Raw genomic sequence first — 15,259 nt, 5'->3', positions numbered from 1 at the left:
ATCCCGAACAGGACAGTGAAACGCGTCAGCGCCGATGATAGTGCGGGTTCCCGTGTGAAAGTAGGTCATCGTCAGGCTCTTACAGCCCAGAAACCCCCAGTCAGAAATGACTGGGGGTTTTTGCTTTTGGAATTTGCAAATATTCAAATGCGCAGAAACAAAAAAAGCCCGATGAATCCATCGGGCTTTTTTGTTGGCGCAACCAGTGTGATTAGGCCGCCAGGCGCTGCTCAATAGCAGCCTTGGTTTCCGGCAATTCCGTCGGCAGATGGTGCTCCAGCTGCTTGAACAGTTCCGCGTGCAGCTTCAACTCCGCTTGCCAGGCTGCCTTGTCAATACTGGTCACCGTGGCGAATTGCTCGGCGCTGAAGTTCAGGCCCGTCCAGTTCAAATCCTCATAGCGCGGGCTCACACCGGTGATGTGCTCCACGCCCTCCGTCTTGTCGCCTTCGACGCGATCGATCATCCACTTCAGCACGCGCATGTTCTCGCCGTAGCCTGGCCAGACAAACTTGCCGTCGGCACCCTTGCGGAACCAGTTGGTCGTATAGATCTTCGGCAGCTTGGCGCCCGAGGCTTCGAGCTTCTTGCCGAGATTGAGCCAGTGCTGGAAGTAGTCGCTCATGTTGTAGCCCGTGAACGGCAGCATCGCGAACGGATCGCGGCGCACCACGCCTTGCTGGCCGGCGGCGGCGGCAGTAGTTTCCGAACCCATGGTCGCAGCCATGTAGACGCCTTCGACCCAATTGCGGGCTTCAGTCACCAACGGCACGGTGGTCGAGCGACGACCGCCGAAGATGAAGGCGTCGATCGCCACGCCCTTCGGGTCGTCCCAAGCATCGTCGAGCGCGGGGTTGTTCGTGGCCGCCACGGTAAAACGCGAGTTCGGGTGGGCAGCCTTGGCGCCGGTTTCCCTGGCGATCTGCGGCGTCCAGTCGTTGCCTTGCCAGTCGGTCAGATGCTCGGGTAGCGTCTTGGTGTCCTGCTCCATCCCTTCCCACCAGACGTCGCCGTCATCGGTCAGTGCCACGTTCGTGAAGATCACGTCGTGGTGCAGGCTGTCCATGCAGTTTGGATTGGTCAGCATGTTGGTGCCGGGCGCCACGCCGAAGTAACCCGCTTCAGGATTGATGGCGTACAGGCGGCCGTCCTTGCCGGGCTTGATCCAGGCGATGTCGTCGCCGATGGTCGTGACCTTCCAGCCTTCGAAGCCGGCAGGCGGCACCAGCATCGAGAAGTTGGTCTTGCCGCAAGCGCTGGGGAACGCAGCCGCCACGTGGTACTTCTTGCCTTCGGGACTTGTCACGCCCAGGATGAGCATGTGCTCGGCCAGCCAGCCTTCGTCGCGGCCCATGTTGGAAGCGATGCGAAGCGCGAAGCACTTCTTGCCCAGCAGTGCGTTGCCGCCGTAGCCCGAGCCGTAGCTCCAGATCTCGCGCGTCTCGGGGTAGTGAACGATGTACTTGGTCTTGTTGCAGGGCCAGACCACGTCTTTCTGGCCGGCTTCGAGCGGCGCGCCCACGGTGTGCACGCAAGGCACGAAGTCGCCGTCAGCGCCCAGCACCTCGTACACGGCCTTGCCCATGCGAGTCATGATGCGCATGTTGACGGCCACATAAGGCGAGTCGGAGAGCTCGATGCCAATGTGGGCAATCGGCGAGCCCAACGGGCCCATGCTGAACGGCACGACGTACATCGTGCGGCCCTTCATGCAGCCGTCGAACAGGGGCTGCAGCGTCGCCCGCATTTCAGCCGGTGCCATCCAGTTGTTAGTGGGGCCGGCGTTTTCCTTTTCTGCGGAGCAGATGAAGGTGCGGTCTTCGACGCGCGCCACGTCGCTCGGGTCGGACACCGCGAGGAACGAATTGGGGCGCTTGGCGGGGTTGAGCTTCTTGAAGGTGCCGGCGTCGACCAGTTGCTGGCAGAGGCGGTCGTATTCTTCCTTGCTCCCGTCGCACCAGTGGATGGCTTCGGGTTTGCATAGCGCGGCCATGTCGGCCACCCAGGCAATCAGTTTCGCGTTCTTGACGTATGAGGGCGCCTGAATGTTGAGGCCCTGCATCGTGGGTGCGTTCATCGGAAAATCTCCTAAGTTGAAAAATCGTCTTTCCGAACGGGGCGCGGTGCCTGCTCAGGCACGGAGGTCCGTTTGAGAAAACGTTTCGCTTCGGGAGATTGCGTCAGTGCGGGCCGCACCGCCCGCAGACAAAGGCGACAGTGCCTGTCAGCGTCAGGCCAAGAAGACCGCGATCGATGCCAGAAGCAGCATCAGCACGCCGCCGGCCAGCGGAAGTACCAGCGGCATCAGGTGAACGACCGATTCGACGGCGTCTTTTTCGACAGCGGCAGCGTGGCTCGGCTCTACGGGAGTAGGGTTGGACATCGGGAAATTCCTCGAAGGCTCAATTGACAAACTGATGGCATTTTACCGGCGGGTAGCCCAGGGCCGGTCTAGGGGGATGCGAGCCCCTGAATCAGGCTTGTCGGGGTTGATCTTGCGGCTCAATGCTGCTCTTCGGCTTCGAAGCCCGCGTCCTTCAACGCGGCCAGCACGCTGGCCAGATGGGCCCGCCCGCGCGTCTGCAGCACCAGCTCGACGTCGACGTTCTGCGCCGCCAGCATCGTGAAGGCCCGTTGATGGTGAACCTCGTCGACGTTAGCGCCCGCTTCGGCCACAGTGGCCGTAATCTGCGCCAATGAGCCCGGCACATCGCGTGCGCTGACACGCACTCGGGCCAGCCGACCAGCCCGCACCATGCCCCGCTCGATGATGGCCGCTAGCAGCAGTGGATCGATGTTGCCGCCCGACAGAACCAGCCCCACGCGCTTGCCCTTGAAGCGTTCGGGGTGCCGGATCAGCGCCGCCAGCCCCGCCGCGCCCGCGCCTTCGACCAGCGTCTTCTCGATTTCGAGCAGCATCAGCACGCCTTGCTCGATGTCGCCTTCGTCCACCAGCAGCAGGTCGTCGACTTTGCTCGCGATGATTTCTTGCGTCAGCACGCCGGGCGTGCCGACCGCAATGCCTTCGGCGATCGTGCTCTTGCCCTGCACGTGGTGCGTGCCCTTGATGGCGTTGACCATCGCCGGAAAGCGCGTGGTCTGCACACCGACGATCTCGATGCCCGGCTTGCGCTCGCGCGCGGCGACCGCCATGCCTGCGATCAGCCCGCCGCCGCCCACCGCCACCACCAGCGTGTCCAGGTCGGGTACGGCGTCGAGCATCTCGAGCGCCACCGTGCCCTGGCCCGCGATGATTGCCCCGTCGTCGTAGGGATGCACGAAGGTCAGCCCTTCGCGCTGTGCAAGCTCGAAAGCGTGGGTTCGCGCCGCCTCCAGCGTGTCGCCGTGCAGCACCACCTCGGCGCCGAAGCCGCGCGTGCGTTCGATCTTCACACCAGGGGTGAAGCGCGGCATCACGATCAGTGCGCGCAATCCGAGGCGCTGCGCGTGATAGGCCACACCCTGCGCATGGTTGCCGGCAGACATGGCGATCACTCCGCGTGTACCGTTCTGGGAAAGATCGACCAGCTTGTTGCACGCCCCCCGCTCCTTGAACGAGGATGTGAACTGCAGGTTCTCGAATTTCAGGAACACCTGAGCGCCGACGATTTCCGACAGGGTGCGCGATTCGACACACGGCGTGTTGAGCACCTGGCCTTGCAGGCGCGCCGCGGCGCGCTCGATTTCCTGGATTCCGATCATGGCGCGCATTGTGGCTGGAATCGCACCATCAGGGTTTTTCCCGTTTACTGGCCTTCCCGAAGCTAAAAGTCTGCGTTATGGTCGCTCCGAGATTGAGATTGTCCTCGTTGGAGGTTGCCTGATGGCCAAGCGTGCGGGTGTCGATGTAGTGGCTGCTGCGGTACGCGGGCAGGCATTGCCGTCGCCCGGCCTCAAGGAGGCGCCGGTGCTCGAGCTCATGTGCTCGCACTTCGTGCTCACGCTCGCGGCCAAGCAGGGGCCGCGCTTCAATGTGCGGCGCGATATCAACGGCCTCCTGTCGCTCACGGGGCGGCATCTGGTGTGGCCCGCGGCGGTGCTGCAGCGGCTGCGCGAATTCCTCGGACGCCGCTGCGCGGGCAACGAAGCATGGAAGGGAGTCGAAGACTTCGACGGCCGCACGCTGCTGGAGCGCCACGGCGTGTGGCGCGGCCCGTATGAAGAGGGCACGCTCTTCTTCTACCTCGACGAATACGCCAAGGACCAGCCGAAGGACCTGCTCTCGGTGCTGGCCGTCACGCGCGACTGGCTCACGCACGCACTGCGCAAGCAGTCGACTCTGGTCGAGAAGAACATCGACGCGCTCGCGGGCCTGCTGCAGCTCAACAAGGCCGAGCGCGCGCTGCTGCTCTACGGCACGCTTGCGCGCTACCAGCGTGACCTGCGCTCGCTGCTGGTCGAGTTCAAGGTCAACAACGCACCCGAGGCCTATGCGGCCATCGCCGACATCGCGGGCGTTAACGCAAGCGAAGTGGGCGAGGCGCTGCGCGCGGGCTCGCGGCTCGAACGCATCGGCCTTGTCGAGAACCTCATCTCCGAGCACAACATCACCGACCTCGCAGATCTCATGAAGGTCAGCGAGAAGCTGCCGCCCGTGCTCATGCGCGAATACCGCGATCACAACGAGTTGATGGCCGTGTTCACGCGGCCTTCGGCCAAGAGCGCACTCACGCCGCACGACTTCTCCTTCGTGCAGGAAGACGCGCAGATGCTCGTCACTCTGCTGCGAGCGGCGGTCGCGCGCAAGGAGCCAGGCGTCAACGTGCTGCTCTACGGCCCCCCGGGCACCGGCAAGACCGAGCTGGCCAAGGTCGTCGCGCAGGCCGCCGGACTCGAGCTTTTCGAAGTCGAATACGCGGACCGCGACGGCAACTCGCTGAGCGGCCGCGACCGCTACCGCTCGCTGCAGATCGCGCAGGTGTTCCTCAAAGGCAGCGCGCAGGCCGCGCTGCTGTTCGACGAAGTCGAAGACGTCTTCCCGCCCATCAGCACAGAAGCCGCGCAATTCATGGCGCGCGCCGAGCAGATTCCGGCGCCCACCAGTGGCAGCGTCAGCGGCAAGGCCTGGGTCAACCAGATCCTCGAGGCCAACCCCGTGCCCACGCTGTGGGTCACCAACCGCATCGAGCAGATCGACCCGGCCTTCCGCCGCCGCTTCGCCTATCACCTCGAGCTCAAGTCGCCGCCGCCCGGCGCGCGAGAGCAGCTCGTGAAGAAGACGCTCGAAGGCGTGGTCGTGTCCGAGGCCTTCACTGCCAAGCTGGCCGAGCGCAAGGGTCTCACGCCCGCGCAGATCCGCACGGCAGTGCGTTTCGCAGGGCTCGCGCGAACCGACGACGCATCGATGGAAGCGCTCATAGAGCGCCAGCTGCGCAACGCCGACCTGGCGCTGGGCACGCTCGACACCGGCCGCGGCGAGCGCCGCAGCGTCACCACCTACGACCTCGACATGCTCAACGTCGAGACCCGCTTCGAGATCCCGCGCATCGTCGAGGCATTGAAGGCGCGCGGCCACGGCACGCTGTGCTTCTACGGCGCACCAGGCACCGGCAAGACCGCGCTGGCCGAACACATCGCCAAGGCCGTCGGCCGCCCGCTCATCGTCAAGCAGGCCAGCGACCTGATGAGCAAGTACGTCGGCGAAACCGAGCAGAACATGGCCGCCATGTTCCGCGAGGCCGAGAATGAAAAGGCCGTGCTGCTGCTCGACGAGGCCGACAGCTTCCTGCAGGACCGGCGCGGCGCGCAGCGCACCTACGAGGTCACCGAGGTCAACGAGATGCTGCAGGGCATGGAGCGCTTCAACGGCGTCTTCATCTGCACCACCAACCTGCTCGACCGGCTCGACCAGGCTGCGCTGCGGCGCTTCACCTTCAAGATCAAGTTCATGCCGCTCACCGCCATGCAGCGGGAGCGCATGTTCATCACCGAGGCGCTCGCCGGCGACGCCGCACTCATGACGAGCGCCATGCGCTCGCGGCTGGCACCGCTGACACAGCTGTGCCCGGGGGATTTCGCGGCGGTGAAACGACAGGTCGATATCCTCGCGGCGGAGTTTTCCGCGACCGAGTTTCTCGACCAGCTCGAAGCCGAGCACCGCATCAAGCCTGAAGTGCGCGAATCGCGCGGCATGGGCTTCCTGCAGTAGCCGGCTTCAATGGCAGCAGCCGGACGAAGAAGACGGTGCTGTGAGGAAGAACAAGGAGGAACACATGGGCTCTCGCAAGGTCGATGACGCGCGGCAACTGCCGCCTCCTGGCACATGGGCTGCAGCAGCAAGCGCTGCGCTCGCCGTGGCCTGCCTGCTGGCGGGCTGTGGGGGCGGTGGTGGTGGAGGCGGCGGCGGTGGTTTGCCGATCGGCCTGGTGCCCGGCACCACGACACCGCCGCCCGCCAGTGGCGGTGACGGCGGCAACGGCATCGTCGCCTCGGCCACGGTCGCCGGCCTGTGCGCCGCGCCGCGCAGCGGCATCAACCCCGACACCGGCACGGCCTACCCCGACCACAGCGGCACGCTCGACAACGAGAAAAGCTGGGTGCGCGGCTGGATCGACGAAACCTACCTCTGGTACGGCGAGGTGCCGACCACCCTCAAGGCCGCCGACTACGCCACGCCGATCACCTGGTTCAACGTGCTCAAGACCACGGCCACCACGAACTCGGGCCGCGCCAAGGACCGCTTTCACTTCACGTACGACACCGAGGTGTACCGCCAGCTGTCGCAGGGCGGCGTGTCGGCCGGCTACGGAATGGAAACGGCGTCGGTGCGCAGTTCGCCGCCGCGCGACATCCGCATCGCCTTCGTCGAGCCGAATTCGCCCGCCACCACGGCGGGCCTGCAGCGCGGTGCGAAGATCCTCACGATCGACGGCATCAATGTCGTCAGCAGCACAGGCACCGCCAACGTCAACGCGATCAACGCGGCCCTGTCGCCCAAGGCCATTGGCGAATCGCACACCTTCACCTTCGAGGTGGGCGGCACGGCGCAGCCTGCCGTGCAGCTGACGGCGGCCAAGATCACCAGCACGCCGGTGCAGAACGTCCAGGTCATCGACACCGGCAGCGGCCGCGTCGGCTACCTGCTGTTCAACGACCACATCACGACCTCCGAGGCGCAGCTCATCTCCGCGGTGAACACCTTCAAGCAGGGCGCCGGCATCCAGGACCTCGTGCTCGACATGCGCTACAACGGCGGCGGCCAGCTGCTCATTGCCAGCCGGCTGGCCTACATGATCTCGTCGCCGTCCGTGACCGCGGGCAAGACCTTCGAGCAACTTGCCTTCAACGACAAGAACCCCTTCCACCTGACAGTCGCGCAGACCCTCACGCCCTTCACCGCCACCAGCCGCAGCGGTCAGGCCCTGCCCACGCTCGGCCTCTCGCGCGTCACCGTCCTGACCGGCCCAGACACCTGCTCGGCGAGCGAGTCTGTCGTCAACAGCCTTCGGGGCGTGGGCGTCACCGTCAACCTCGTCGGCGGCACCACCTGCGGCAAGCCCTACGGCTTCTATCCGCAGGACAACTGCGGCACCACCTACTTCGCGATCCAGTTCAAGGGCGTGAACCAGCAGGGCTACGGCGACTACGGCGACGGCTTCACGCCCAACCCCGGCTGCACCGTGGCCGACGACTTCAGCCATCAGCTTGGCGATAAAGACGAGGCGCGGCTGTCCGCGGCGCTCACGCTGCGCAGCACCGGAGCCTGCCCGGCCGGGTCGGCCAAGTCCGCCGCCTCGGGCCTGGAGAAGACAGAGCAGGCCGACGTGGAGCAACCCTATATGTCGGGCCGCTCGCCGCTGCGCGAGAACCGCTTGATCGACCCCCAGCCCAACCCGGGCTGACCCTTCTCTCCGTTCCCGCGGAAAACCCCTAGGCCGTGGTGCTTGCCACACCCGTGGCTCGCCATTTAGAGTCAGCAAACGTTTGCGCAAAGCTTTGCGCAAACGTTTGTATTTCAGTGGTATTCGGTGTCGAAGCCTGAAAACCAAATTCCTAGTTTCAGGAGAAGAAGATGCGCAAATGGATCGGGGCGATGTTCTTCGCCGTCATCACGGTGTTGGCGGGCTGCGGCGGAGGTGGCGATGGAGGCGGCGGCATCGGCCTCGGTCCGGGCTTCGGTGGCGGCGGATCGGGCGGCTCCACCAGCGCGCAGAAGATCATCATCGACAGCGACTACAACACCATGAGCGACGACGGCCAGCTCGGCGTCATGGCCGCGCAGCTGCAGGCCACGGGCCAGGTACAGGTCATGGGCATCAGCGTGGTCTCGGGCAACCAGTGGCTCAAGCAGGGCGTGTCCGACGCGCTGATGTCGGTGGAGCGGCTCGGGGTGGGCGGCAACATCGGCATCTACGTGGGTGCGAACTACGCGCTCAACCACACCTTCGCCGACGTGGAAGCCGAAATGGCCGCCGGCGCTGGCGGCGACGGCTACCTCGGCGCCTGGGGCGGCCCTGAACCCAAGACCGACGCCGACCTCAAGCCCTCGCCCGACGGCTTCGCCCAGCACACCGTGGTGCAGCGCAAGAGCGCGGTCGACTTCATCGTCGACACCGTGAAGGCCAACCCGAACGAGATCACCATCCTGGCCATCGGCCCGCTCACCAACATCGCGCTCGCGGTGAAGCAGAACCCAGAGATCGTCCCGCTCATCAAGAAGATCATCTACATGGGCGGCGCCATCGATGTGCCGGGCAACACCACCAAGGCTGCCGAGTTCAACTGGTGGTTCGACCCCGACGCCGCGCAGTTCGTGGTGCGGCTGCCGATCCCGCAGGTGGTGGTGCCGCTGGACGTGACCGACACCGTCTTCCTCACCAAGCCCATCTACGACCGCATCGCGCACGCCGCCAAGCCCACGGCCGTGACCGACGTGTTCCAGAAGCTCAACGGCTACGGCTTCGACGGCAAGAACGGCTTCGAGACCAACCCGAACTACACGCAGAACATCTGGGACACCCTCACGCTGGCCTACCTCATCGACCCGAGCTACGCCACGCAGACCGTGGACCGCTACGTCGACGTGATCGCCAAGCCCGGTGCCGCCAACAACGGCCAGTCCATCGGCTACACCTCGCAGCCTGCGGGGGCGACGCTGCAGAAAATGACGGTGGTGAAGAAGTTCGACAACGCGCGCTTCTTCGAGCTGTACGTCGACCTGCTGACGCGGCCGGTGCCGATCACGCTGCCCCCGACAGCGAACTGAGCGCCATAAGCCGCGCTTATCCAAACGCAACCGGGAGACACGTTCCCAACAGGCATTGCTCTTCGGATACTCGCCCACGTCCGCAGCCCCGCGGACGCACAACGAATCCGACAGAGACAACGCAGTGCCCCTCTCCACCATCACCGCTATCGACAGCCACGCCCATGTGTTCGTGCGCGGCCTGCCCCTGGCGGAGATGCGCCGGCATGCGCCCGACTACGACGCCACGCTGGCTGAGTACCTCGCCTTGCTCGATGCGCACGGCGTCTCGCACGGCGTGCTGGTGCAGCCCAGCTTCCTCGGTACCGACAACCGCTTCCTGATTGATGCGCTGCGCGCCAGCCCCGCTCGCCTGCGCGGTGTCGCGGTGGTCGATCCGCGGGTGGACGACGCCACGCTGCAGGCGATGGCCGACGCCGGCGTCGTCGGCATCCGCCTCAACATCGTGGGCATGCCGCTGCCCGACTTCTTGCGGCCGGACTGGCAGCGGCTTTTCGCCCGCGTGCATGCGCTGGGCTGGCATGTGGAGCTGCATCGCGAATCGCGCGACCTGCCGCTGGCTGCACGGGCCGTGCTCGACGCCGGATGCGCGCTGGTCGTGGACCACTTCGGCCGCCCCGCGTCGGCGCCTGCCATCGCTGACGAAGGCTTCGCCTGGCTGCTTGCCGCCGCAGCCTGCGAACGCATCTGGGTCAAGCTGTCGGCCGCCTACCGGAACTGGCCCGTGGCCACCGCAGCCATGGCCGCGCACGACGCCGCACAGGCACTGCTGAAGTCCTTCGGCCCCGAACGCCTCGTGTGGGGCAGCGACTGGCCGCACACGCAGCACCGCGAGATCGCCGATTTCGCCACCGCACACGCGGCTCTGGCCGACTGGGTGCCCGACGCCGCTGTGCGCCGCCGCATCCTGGTCGACACGCCGGCCCGCTTGTTCAAGTTCAATACAGGAGACATCGACCAATGACCAACGAAATCTCTCGCGCGCGCCTGCTGCGCGCCATTCCCCTTGCCCTCGCGGGCGCGGCCCTGCTGATGGGCGGCGTCAGCGCGCAGGCCCAGGCGTGGCCGGCCAAGCCCGTGCGGCTGGTCGTGAGCTATCCGCCCGGCGGCACGGTCGACGCCGTGGCGCGCATCGTTGCGCCCAAGCTGTCGGCGAAGCTGGGTCAGTCGGTGGTGATCGACAACCGCGGCGGTGCCGGCGGCGCCATCGGAGGCGACCTGGTCGCCAAGAGTTCGCCCGACGGCTACACCGTGCTGCTCGACGCCTCCAATCACGCGCAGAACCCCGCGCTGCGCAAGATGCCCTTCGACACGCTGCGCGAACTGGCGCCGGTGTCCCTGCTGGTGAAGGTGCCCAACGTGCTGGTGGTGAATCCGTCGGCACCGATGAAGAACGTGGCCGACCTGATCGCGCAGGCCAAGGCGAAGCCGGGCGGCATCAACTACGCCTCGTCGGGCAACGGCTCGGCGCAGCATCTGGCGGGCGAACTGTTCGCCTCGATGGCTGGCGTCCAGATGACGCACGTGGCCTACAAGGGCGGCGGCCCCGCGCTAACCGACGTGATGTCGGGGCACGTGCCTGTGTTCTTTGCCAGCATGGCTTCGAGCCTGCCCTTCATCCAGGGCGGCAAGCTGCGCGCGCTGGCGGTGACCGGCAAGGCGCATGCGCCCGCCTTGCCTCAGTTGCCCACGGTGGCGCAGGCCGGCCTGCCCGGCTACGAGGTCTACGAATGGAATGCGGTGTTCGTGCCGGCCGGCACGCCCGCGCCGGTGGTGGAGCGGCTTTCGAAGGAACTCGCGGCCACGCTCAAGGACCCGGAGGTGCGCGGCCGGCTCGAAGCATTGGGCGCCGAGGTGATCGGCTCCAGCCCCGCCGAGCTCGACGGCTTCCGCCGTGCCGAGATCACCAAGTGGACCAAGCTCGCCAAGGACAACAAGATCCAGATGGATTGATCGGGGCCGTGCCTCAGCCGCGCAGCATGGCAGCGAAGGTGTCCGCGAAGGTCGGCCGCGAGCGCGCCAGCCACAGAGCCGAAAGCTCGAAGGCCGGCAGCCCCGCGCCATCGCGCACTTCGGCATAGCGCACGCCCTCGTGCTGCAGTGCGCGCACCGAGCGCGGCAGCAGCGACCAGCCCAGCCCCGCGGCCACGCAGGCCAGCACCGTCAGCGTGCGGTTGGCGTCCTGCACCACGCGCGTCTCGTGGCCGGCGCGGCGCAGCGCGCCCAGCAGCTGCGCGCGCAGGGCGGGTATCTGCTGCTCCGGAAACCACACCAGCCCGTGCCGCGCGATGTCGGCGAGCGACACGCAGCCGTCGTCGTCCAGTGGCCAGGCGGCGGGCAGCGCGGCGATCATCGGCTCCTCGCCCAGCCGCAGCTCGTGCACCCGGGCCGTGACTGACACCGGCGGATGCAGCAGCGCGATGTCGATGCGCCCGCCTTCCAGCGCCGCCACCTGCTCGGCATTGCTCATCTCGCGCAGCACCACGTCGAGCTGCGGATGCTCGGCGCGCAGCCGGCGCAGCGCGTTCGGCAGCACCTGGTAGACCGCATGCGTCACGAAGCCGATCGTGAGCCGGCCTGCGCGTCCGGCGCCTATCGCGCGGGCGCGCTCTGCGGCCGTGTCGCCATAGGCAAGGCTGGCGCGCAGGTCGTCGATGACGGCCAGGCCCGCGTCGGTGAGCGTGGCCCCGCGGCGCGAGCGCGTGAAGAGCGGTGTGCCGAGCTCCTTTTCGAGCCGGTTCAGCGTCTGCGTGAGCGCTGGCTGCGCCAGGCCCAGCCGCTCGGCCGCCTTCGTGAGGCTGCCCGCCTCGGCGATCGCGACCACGCAGCGCATCTGGCGGGTGTCCAATGCGGTTCCCCTCGAAGATGCTCTGGCGTCAGAAGGCTTCGCAGACGCGAAGCACCTCGCTGCCGTAGGCCTCGAGCTTCTTGGTGCCGATCCCGCTGATGCCCTGCAGGTCTTCGAGCGTCGCGGGCGCGCGCTCGGCAATGGCTGCCAGCGTGGCGTCGTGGAAGATCACGTAGGCCGGCAGGTTGTGCTCCTTCGCCACCTCGGCTCGCCAGGCCTTGAGCGCATCGAAGCGCTTCTTGCCCATGTCGTCGAGCTTGGCAGCAGCCGGCGATGGCGCGCCCTTGGCGACCTTCTCGCGCCGGGGCTTGCGCTCGGCCGGTGACGAAACCGACTCGCGCAGCGTCACGCTCGCCTCGCCCTTGAGCACCGCGCGCGAGCCTTCCGTGAGCTTCAGCGTGTTGAACGCCTCCGCGTCCACCGCCAGCGCACCGGTTGCAATCAGCTGGCGCAGCACGCCGCGCAGCGCCACCTCGCTGAACTCCGCGCCAATGCCGAAGGTGCTGACGCGCTCATGGCCGAACTGCTTGACCTTCTCGGTCGGCTTGCCGCGCAGGATGTCCATGATGTGCCCCGCGCCGAAGCTGATGCCGCTCAACTGCTGCACGCGGTAGATGGTGCTCAGCAGCTTGCGCGCGGCATCGGTGCCGTCCCACACCTGCGGCGGGTTCAGGCAGTTGTCGCAGTTGCCGCAGGGTGTGCTCTTCTCGCCGAAGTAGCCCAGGAGGCGCACGCGCCGGCAGTCGCTGGCCTCTACCAGCGAGAGCAGCGCATCGAGCTTGCCGCGCATCACCTGCTTGAACTCTTCGCCTGCCGGACTCTCGTCGATCATGCGGCGCTGGTTGACCACGTCCTGCAGGCCGTAGGCCATCCAGGCGTCGGCGGGGCCGCCGTCGCGGCCCGCGCGGCCGGTTTCCTGGTAGTAGCCCTCGATGTTCTTCGGCATGTCGAGGTGGCCGACAAAACGCACGTCGGGTTTGTCGATGCCCATGCCGAAGGCGATGGTCGCGACCATCACGATGCCTTCTTCGCGCAGGAAGCGGTCCTGGTGCTTCTGCCGCACCGCCGCATCGAGGCCCGCGTGGTACGGCAGCGCGTTGATGCCCGCGTCGCGCAGCGTCACGGCCACGTCTTCCACCCGCTTGCGCGACTGGCAATAGACCACGCCCGCATCGCCTTCGTGTTCGCGCTCGATGAAGCGCAGCAACTGCGTGGTGGCGTCTTTCTTCTCGACGATGGTGTAGCGGATGTTCGGCCGGTCGAAGCTGGAGACGAACTGGCGCGCGTCCTCCAGCTGCAGTCGCTCGACGATGTCGGCCCGCGTCAGGTCGTCGGCCGTGGCCGTGAGCGCGATGCGCGGCACGCCCGCGTAGCGCTCGTGCAGCACAGTCAGCGCGCGGTACTCGGGGCGGAAGTCGTGGCCCCACTGGCTCACGCAATGCGCCTCGTCGATGGCGAAGAGAGAAAGCTTGCCGCGCTCCTTCAGCGAATCGAGCTGCGACAGAAAGCGCGGCGTGTTCACGCGCTCGGGCGCCGCGTATAGCAGCGTGATCTCGCCGCGCAGCATGCGGCGCTCCACGTCCTGCGTCTGCTCCCAATCGAGCGTCGAGTTGAGAAAGGCCGCGCTCACCCCGGCCTCGTGCAGCGCGCCCACCTGGTCGTGCATCAGCGCGATCAGCGGCGACACCACGATTGCCACGCCGCGCCCCGCACGCTGCCGCGCGATGGCGGGAATCTGATAGCACAGCGACTTGCCGCCACCCGTGGGCATCAGCACCAGCGCATCGCCGCCGCCCACCACGTGATCGACGATGTCCTGCTGGGCCCCCCGGAACTGCGCATAGCCGAAGACCTCGTGGAGGATGTCGGAAGGGGCGCTGCTGCCGGAGACGTCGATGGGGTGGGGAGCGAGAGAGGACACAGGCAGCGAGCGGTGGGAGGTCGGAAAGGAGGCGCAGAGGGCAAAAGGGGGCGGGCCGTCGATTGTCCCCCAGCCCCGTCGATATGACTGTGGCACGAGGTTTGCGATGGTCATCTCCGTCCCGCAGCCTCCCTTGTCTAGACAGCAAAGAGGTGCATTTCCCAAGGAAGTGCACCAAAAATGACCTTTCGGGTTATCCTGTATATACAAGTTGGGGCGCTTGGCAACAATGCGAGGCGTGCGTTACCCGGCCATCGGGCCCGCCGCCGAGCCTTTTCCAAAGAAACAGACCCAGGAGTACCCATGGTCAAGAAGACGGTAGTTGTGAAAGTCGCTTCGCTGCTTGCAGCAGGTGCGTGTGCAGCGGGCATGGCCGGAACGGCCGCCGCCCAGGACATGACGAAGATCGCGCTCGGCATGTCGGGCTGGACCGGCTTCGCGCCGCTCTCGCTGGCCGACAAGGCCGGCATCTTCAAGAAGAACGGGCTCGACGTCGAACTCAAGATGATCCCGCAGAAGGACCGCCACCTGGCCCTCGCTTCCGGCGCCATTCAGTGCGCGGCCACCACGGTCGAGACGCACGTGGCCTGGAACGCCAACGGCGTGCCCATCGTGCAGATCTTCCAGATGGACAAGTCCTACGGCGCCGACGGCCTCGCGGTGCGCGGCGACATCACCAAGTTCTCCGACCTCAAGGGCAAGACCATCGGCGTCGACGCCCCCGGCACCGCGCCTTACTTCGGCCTGGCCTGGATGCTCAACAAGAACGGCATGACGCTGAAGGACGTGAAGACGACCACGCTGTCGCCGCAGGCCTCGGCCCAGGCTTTCGTGGCCGGCCAGAACGACGCCGCCATGACCTATGAGCCATACCTCTCGACCGTGCGCGCGAACCCCGCCGCCGGCAAGATCCTGGCCACCACCCTCGACTACCCGATGGTGATGGACACCGTCGGCTGCGCGCCCACCTGGCTCAAGGCCAACGCCAAGGCCGCCGCCGCGCTCACCAAGTCGTACTTCGAGGCGCTCGACATGATCAAGGCCGAGCCGGAGAAGTCGAACGAGCTCATGGGCTCGGCCGTGAAGCAGAGCGGCGAGCAGTTCGCCAAGTCGTCGGCCTTCCTGCGCTGGCAGGACAAGGCCGCCAACCAGAAATTCTTCGCGGGCGAACTCACCAGCTTCATGAAGGAAGCCGCGCCCATCCTTCTGGAAGCCGGCGTGATCCGCAAGGCGCCCGAAGATTTCGCCGCGACCTTCGATGCAAGCTTCGTCAAGTAAGACCATG

At 66.4% G+C, this 15,259-nt stretch carries 12 protein-coding genes; 7 read left to right on the top strand and 5 right to left on the bottom strand.

Annotated elements, in window-relative coordinates; translation table 11 throughout:
• Positions 1 to 237: hypothetical protein (locus tag ACZYSP_RS34245; RefSeq protein ID WP_489019008.1), on the top strand; the 237-nt coding region annotated here is incomplete at its 5' end.
• On the opposite strand, the gene ACZYSP_RS34240 is transcribed toward ACZYSP_RS34245, so the two are convergent.
• From ACZYSP_RS34240 to ACZYSP_RS34230, 3 genes are all read right to left on the bottom strand, one after another.
• Positions 212 to 2,077, bottom strand: a complete 1,866-nt coding sequence (locus ACZYSP_RS34240; protein ID WP_489019006.1) for a phosphoenolpyruvate carboxykinase (GTP) — start codon at positions 2,075 to 2,077, stop codon at positions 212 to 214. The two genes, ACZYSP_RS34245 and ACZYSP_RS34240, sit on opposite strands and share 26 nt — an antisense overlap.
• Before the next feature lie 153 nt (positions 2,078 to 2,230).
• Positions 2,231 to 2,383, bottom strand: a complete 153-nt coding sequence (locus ACZYSP_RS34235; protein WP_177142503.1) for a hypothetical protein — start codon at positions 2,381 to 2,383, stop codon at positions 2,231 to 2,233.
• A 119-nt stretch (positions 2,384 to 2,502) separates the two neighbouring features.
• Positions 2,503 to 3,702, bottom strand: a complete 1,200-nt coding sequence (locus tag ACZYSP_RS34230) for a threonine ammonia-lyase (RefSeq protein WP_489019004.1) — start codon at positions 3,700 to 3,702, stop codon at positions 2,503 to 2,505.
• A 121-nt stretch (positions 3,703 to 3,823) separates the two neighbouring features.
• Between ACZYSP_RS34230 and ACZYSP_RS34225 the strand changes: the two genes are divergently transcribed.
• From ACZYSP_RS34225 to ACZYSP_RS34205, 5 genes are all read left to right on the top strand, one after another.
• Positions 3,824 to 6,148, top strand: a complete 2,325-nt coding sequence (locus ACZYSP_RS34225; protein ID WP_489019002.1) for an ATP-binding protein — start codon at positions 3,824 to 3,826, stop codon at positions 6,146 to 6,148.
• Between the two features lie 64 nt (positions 6,149 to 6,212).
• The gene (locus tag ACZYSP_RS34220; RefSeq protein WP_489019000.1) at positions 6,213 to 7,841 is read left to right on the top strand and encodes a S41 family peptidase; all 1,629 of its coding nucleotides are present in this window, start codon (positions 6,213 to 6,215) and stop codon (positions 7,839 to 7,841) included.
• Positions 7,842 to 8,011: 170 nt separating this feature from the next.
• Positions 8,012 to 9,205 carry a nucleoside hydrolase gene (locus tag ACZYSP_RS34215; protein ID WP_093059218.1) on the top strand — a complete coding sequence of 398 codons (1,194 nt, stop codon included), beginning with the start codon at positions 8,012 to 8,014 and terminating at the stop codon, positions 9,203 to 9,205.
• Between the two features lie 55 nt (positions 9,206 to 9,260).
• The gene (locus tag ACZYSP_RS34210) at positions 9,261 to 10,169 is read left to right on the top strand and encodes an amidohydrolase family protein (RefSeq protein WP_489018997.1); all 909 of its coding nucleotides are present in this window, start codon (positions 9,261 to 9,263) and stop codon (positions 10,167 to 10,169) included.
• Positions 10,166 to 11,158 (top strand): tripartite tricarboxylate transporter substrate binding protein, encoded by a 993-nt coding sequence (locus ACZYSP_RS34205; RefSeq protein ID WP_093180029.1) that lies wholly within the window; start codon positions 10,166 to 10,168, stop codon positions 11,156 to 11,158. The genes ACZYSP_RS34210 and ACZYSP_RS34205 overlap by 4 nt, the downstream gene beginning before the upstream one ends.
• 13 nt (positions 11,159 to 11,171) lie before the next feature.
• On the opposite strand, the gene ACZYSP_RS34200 is transcribed toward ACZYSP_RS34205, so the two are convergent.
• Positions 11,172 to 12,053 (bottom strand): LysR family transcriptional regulator, encoded by an 882-nt coding sequence (locus ACZYSP_RS34200; protein ID WP_093180027.1) that lies wholly within the window; start codon positions 12,051 to 12,053, stop codon positions 11,172 to 11,174.
• A gap of 28 nt (positions 12,054 to 12,081) precedes the next feature.
• On the bottom strand, positions 12,082 to 13,974 hold the full coding sequence (gene recQ / locus ACZYSP_RS34195; RefSeq protein ID WP_489018994.1) for a DNA helicase RecQ: 1,893 nt from the start codon (positions 13,972 to 13,974) through the stop codon (positions 12,082 to 12,084).
• 303 nt (positions 13,975 to 14,277) lie between these two features.
• On the opposite strand from recQ, the gene ACZYSP_RS34190 reads away from it, so the two are divergent.
• Positions 14,278 to 15,252: an ABC transporter substrate-binding protein gene (locus ACZYSP_RS34190; protein ID WP_093059227.1), complete on the top strand. Its 975-nt coding sequence runs from the start codon at positions 14,278 to 14,280 to the stop codon at positions 15,250 to 15,252.
• The last annotated feature ends 7 nt before the right edge of the window (positions 15,253 to 15,259 follow it).

This window comes from Variovorax sp. F042 (assembly GCF_057814215.1).
The sequence above is the reverse complement of the archived record's forward strand: the minus strand, read 5'-3'. Positions and strand labels throughout refer to the sequence as shown.

Bases quoted from the DNA above. Each gene is read 5' to 3' on its own strand.
- ACZYSP_RS34240 (WP_489019006.1), bottom strand. From the start codon at position 2,077: ATGAACGCACCCACGATGCAGGGCCTCAACATTCAGGCGCCCTCATAC.
- ACZYSP_RS34235 (WP_177142503.1), bottom strand. From the start codon at position 2,383: ATGTCCAACCCTACTCCCGTAGAGCCGAGCCACGCTGCCGCTGTCGAA.
- ACZYSP_RS34230 (WP_489019004.1), bottom strand. From the start codon at position 3,702: ATGATCGGAATCCAGGAAATCGAGCGCGCCGCGGCGCGCCTGCAAGGC.
- ACZYSP_RS34225 (WP_489019002.1), top strand. From the start codon at position 3,824: ATGGCCAAGCGTGCGGGTGTCGATGTAGTGGCTGCTGCGGTACGCGGG.
- ACZYSP_RS34220 (WP_489019000.1), top strand. From the start codon at position 6,213: ATGGGCTCTCGCAAGGTCGATGACGCGCGGCAACTGCCGCCTCCTGGC.
- ACZYSP_RS34215 (WP_093059218.1), top strand. From the start codon at position 8,012: ATGCGCAAATGGATCGGGGCGATGTTCTTCGCCGTCATCACGGTGTTG.
- ACZYSP_RS34205 (WP_093180029.1), top strand. From the start codon at position 10,166: ATGACCAACGAAATCTCTCGCGCGCGCCTGCTGCGCGCCATTCCCCTT.
- ACZYSP_RS34190 (WP_093059227.1), top strand. From the start codon at position 14,278: ATGGTCAAGAAGACGGTAGTTGTGAAAGTCGCTTCGCTGCTTGCAGCA.